Genomic DNA, 3,970 nt, shown 5'->3' with positions numbered 1-3,970 from the left:
ACCCAGTCGGCGGTGAGCCAGCAGATCCGCCAGCTGGAAGACCTTCTGGAGGTGCGGCTGTTCCGCCGCCTGCCGCGCCGGGTCGAGCTCACCCGCGAGGGCACCGCCTTTGCCAGCTCGGTCCACGAGGCGCTGTCGCTGCTCGGAAGAGCCTGCGAGCGGCTGGTCGATCCCAAGGCGCCGACGGTGCTGTGCGTCAACGCCCCGCCGGCGGTTGCCTCGCGCTGGCTGGTGCCGCGGCTCAAGCGCTTCATGCAGCTCCAGCCGCAGGTGAAGGTGACGCTGCTCGCCTCCAACGACGCGGTGAACTTCGACCGCCAGGACATCGACGTCGCGATCCGCTGGGGCCATGGCAACTGGCCGGGTGCGCGGGTCGAGCGGCTCGGCAGCGGCCGGCTGTTCGCCGTGTGCAGTCCGTCCCTGCTGCGCGAGGGGCCGGTGATCGTCACCCCGCGCGATCTCGCCCGCCACACCCTGCTGCAGGTGGTGAATTCCAGCCTGTGGGCCACGTGGTTCTCGGCCGCCGGGGTCGCCGGCGTCGGCTTCGACGAGACGCTCTATTTCAACGATGCCGGCCTGATGCTGGATGCCGCCGTGCAGACCCAGGGCGTGGCGCTCGCCAGCCGGCTGCTGGTCGAGAGCGACCTGCGCGCCGGCCGGCTGATCCGCCCGTTCGACATCGAGATCGAGACCGGCGATTCGTTCCATCTCCTCACCAGCCCGGACTTCTCCGAAAAGCCGGCGGTGGCGGAGTTCCGCGCCTGGATCCGCCGCGAGGCGGAGGAAACCGGCTGATCCGCCGGACACCGCGACTCCCCCTCTTCTCATCCCCGGCCTCTCCCTGACCAAAGGACCGTTCATGCTGCGCCTCGGCTTCATCGGCACCGGCACGCTCGTGGAGGCGTCGTCGGCGGCCTTCAGCAGACCCACGCGGACCGGATCGAGATCCTCGTCTCGCCGCGTTCCGAGAAAACCGCCGCCGCGCTGGCAAGCGCCTGGCCGAACGTGCGCCGCGCGGCCAGCAACGCCGAGGTGGTCGAGGGCAGCGACGTGATCCTGCTCGGCATGCGGCCGAACCAGCTGACGGACGCCACCGCCGGCCTGCCGTTCCGGGAGGACCAGACCGTCGTCAGCTTTCTCGCCGGCGCGCCGAAGGCGCTGATCGAGGCCGCCGTCGCCCCGGCCGGCCGGGTCGTCCGGGTCAATCCGCTGCCGCCGATCCGCCTGCGCAAGGGGCCGGTGGTGCAGTATCCGGCGACCCGGTGGTCGAGGACCTGTTCGGCGGGCTCGGCGACCTGATCGTGGTCGACACGGAATCCGACCTCCACGCCATCGGCATCGCCAGCGCGATGATGTCGACCCATTACGAACTGCAGAACCGGATGATCGCCTGGCTGGAGGCGCGCGGCATGGCGCCGGAGGCGGCCGCCGCCTATGTGCGCTCGATGTTCGAGGGGCTGGCCGCCGTGGCGATCGAGACCGGCCGGGCCGGCGAGGCCGTCGTCCCCGCCCACCACGAGACGAAGGGCGGCCTCAACGAATACGGCCGGCTCCATCTGACCGGCATCGGCTGGTTCGACGAGATCGCCCGCGCCCTCGACGGCATCGCGGCCCATGCCGAGAAGCTGACCGCGCCGAAGCCGGCGCCGAAGCCGGACGCAAAGCCCGCGTGACGCCGGCAATGCCCGTCGATTTCTTTACCGGCGCCCTGTAGGAAGGATCGACCGACACGAACCGACAAACCCGACAGGGGGCCGCACTGCGGCCCGACCGGAACGCCGCCCATGCAACGGATCCTCGTCCTCAACGGCCCGAACCTCAACCTGCTCGGCAAGCGCCAGCCGGAGGTCTACGGCCACGAGACGCTCGCCGACGTCGAGACCGCCTGCCGGGCGGCCGCCACAGGCTTCGGCCTCGATCTCGGCTTCCACCAGTCGAACCGCGAATACGAGCTGATCGACTGGATCCACGCGGCCCGCGAGAATGCAGCGGCGATCGTGATCAATCCGGGTGCCTTCACCCACACGTCGGTGGCGATCCTCGACGCGCTCAACGCCTATGACGGGATCGTGCTGGAGGTGCATATCTCCAACGTCCACAAGCGCGAGAGCTTCCGCCACCATTCCTACGTGTCGCTGCGCGCCGAGGGCGTGATCGCCGGCTTCGGCACGCAAGGCTACACGCTGGCGATCGCCCGCGCGGCGCGGCTGCTGGGTGTTGCGGGCGCCTGAGACCAGCGCGCGTATGAACGAACCTTTCTCCGCCCTCACCCTGAGGAGGCCCGGCACGGGCCGTCCCGAAGGGCGGGGGCGCCTCGTCCTTCGGGACGGGCGCACGAGCGCCCTCCTCAGGATGAGGCCGATCGCATCCGTTCATCGGCGCGGCGGTGTGAGAGCCTGTCCCTCACGAGAACGAGACGAGCCCCGAGCCGACCGCCATCCAGACGAGATGGGCGTCGGTCTTCGCCTCCAGCTTGGCCTTGATCTGGTAGTGGTAGTTCTGCACCGTCTTGGGGCTGAGGCAGAGCGCCCCGGCGATCTCCTCGGCCGCCATGCCCGAGGCCAGCATCCGCAGGATCTCGGTCTCGCGCGGGCCGAGGTCGTCGATCGGCGAGCGGTGTCCGGCGAGGCGGTCGGCGGCGATCTCGTGGGCGATGTCGTCGCTGAGCGCCCGTCCGCCGCGCCCCACCACCTCCACCGCCCGCACCAGCTCGTCCGGCGCGCTGCTCTTGGTCACATAGCCGGCGGCCCCGGCCTCGAGGCCTTGAGCGCGAAGATCGCGCCCTCGTGCATGGTGAAGACGAGGATCTTCGCCTGCCGGTCCCACTGGCGGATGTGGCGCACCGCCTCCAGCCCGCCGGCGCCGGGCAGCGACAGGTCCATCACCACCACGTCGGGCGAGAACTCGCGGTAGACCCGGTAGGCATCGGCCGCGTTTTCCGCCTCGCAGACGACGTGAAATCCCTCGCGTCGCTCCAGCAGGCGGCGGTAGCCCTCGCGGACGATCGGATGGTCGTCGACGAGCATGATCGCCAGCCCGCTCATGCCGCCAGCCCGCCGATGCGCAGGCCGAGCGGCGGCACCCGCGCGCTGACGCTGAGGCCCGTGGTCGTCCGCCCGACCTGCAACGCCCCGCCGATCGAGGCGAGCCGTTCGCGGATGCCGATCACGCCGAAGCCGCCGCCGGTCTCCACCGTGGCCGGATCGCCGCCGCCGTCGTCCTCCACGGTCAGCCGCACCGTCCCGTCCGGCTCGGCCCGCAGATGCAGGTCGACGGTGCGCCGCCCGGGCGCGCCGTGGCGGGCAGCGTTGGTGATGCACTCCTGGGCGATGCGGTAGACGTTGACCGCCGTCTCGCGCGGCACGTCGCCGATCTCGCCGTGGACGTGGAGATGCACCAGCGCCCGGCCCCGGCCAAGCGCGTTCCAGCGACTGACGAGATCGGCAAGGCAGCCGTCGAGGCCGAGGTCGTCCACATCCGGCGGGCGCAGCCGGGCGAGCGCCCCCTTCAGGGTCGTCATCATCTGCTGGGTGACGCGCATGATCGAGCGCGCGTCGGCGGACAGATCCGGCCGGTCCGGCGGCGTGCCGGCGACGATCGAGGCGGCAAGCGCGCTCGTCGCGGTCAGGCACTGGCCGAATTCGTCGTGAGGTCGCGGGCGAGCGCGCGGCGCTCGTCCTCCTGCACCTGGAACAGCCGCCGGGTCAGGGCGCTGCGTTCGGCGGCGGTCGCCTGCAAGCGGCCGGCGAGATCGTTGAAGGCCGAGGCGACCTTGTCGAACTCGGGCGTGCGGAAGGCCGGCAGGCGGCTGCCGAGATCGCCGCCCTCCAGCCGCCGCAGTCCTTCGAGAATCTTCTGCGCCGGCAGCAGCGCATGGCCGACGAACAGCGCCGCGAGGCACCACATCGACAGCGCCATCACCGCCGCAAGCCCGGCCATCACCCGGATCTGGTTCCACGCCCGTGTGGCG

At 71.2% G+C, this 3,970-nt stretch carries 6 protein-coding genes and 1 pseudogene; 4 read left to right on the top strand and 3 right to left on the bottom strand.

The features are described from left to right. The 4 genes from A6302_RS19535 to aroQ form a co-directional block, all read left to right on the top strand. A partial coding sequence (locus tag A6302_RS19535; RefSeq protein ID WP_069308427.1) for a LysR substrate-binding domain-containing protein occupies positions 1 to 795 on the top strand: 795 nt, incomplete at its 5' end. 144 nt (positions 796 to 939) lie between these two features. Next, positions 940 to 1,299 carry an NAD(P)-binding domain-containing protein gene (locus tag A6302_RS24965; RefSeq protein ID WP_342586314.1) on the top strand — a complete coding sequence of 120 codons (360 nt, stop codon included), beginning with the start codon at positions 940 to 942 and terminating at the stop codon, positions 1,297 to 1,299. Further along, complete coding sequence (locus A6302_RS24960; protein WP_069308425.1) at positions 1,263 to 1,673, top strand: hypothetical protein; 411 nt, start codon at positions 1,263 to 1,265, stop codon at positions 1,671 to 1,673. Before A6302_RS24965 ends, A6302_RS24960 begins: the two co-directional genes overlap by 37 nt. Before the next feature lie 111 nt (positions 1,674 to 1,784). Further along, complete coding sequence (gene aroQ, locus A6302_RS19520) at positions 1,785 to 2,231, top strand: type II 3-dehydroquinate dehydratase (protein ID WP_069308424.1); 447 nt, start codon at positions 1,785 to 1,787, stop codon at positions 2,229 to 2,231. 172 nt (positions 2,232 to 2,403) lie between these two features. On the opposite strand, the pseudogene A6302_RS19515 reads toward aroQ, so the two are convergent. From A6302_RS19515 to A6302_RS19505, 3 genes and pseudogenes are all read right to left on the bottom strand, one after another. Further along, a pseudogene (locus A6302_RS19515) lies at positions 2,404 to 3,044 on the bottom strand (response regulator). Next, positions 3,041 to 3,541, bottom strand: coding sequence for a sensor histidine kinase (locus tag A6302_RS19510; RefSeq protein WP_069308423.1), 501 nt, complete (start codon positions 3,539 to 3,541; stop codon positions 3,041 to 3,043). The pseudogene A6302_RS19515 and the gene A6302_RS19510 overlap by 4 nt, the downstream one beginning before the upstream one ends. 83 nt (positions 3,542 to 3,624) lie before the next feature. Further along, the coding region (locus A6302_RS19505; RefSeq protein WP_141703982.1) for a HAMP domain-containing protein at positions 3,625 to 3,970 on the bottom strand (346 nt) is incomplete at its 5' end.

It is taken from the genome of Methylobrevis pamukkalensis (assembly GCF_001720135.1).
Lineage (GTDB): Bacteria > Pseudomonadota > Alphaproteobacteria > Rhizobiales > Pleomorphomonadaceae > Methylobrevis > Methylobrevis pamukkalensis.
Note: the sequence above shows the minus strand (reverse complement) of the source record. Positions and strands in the feature narration are given on the sequence as shown.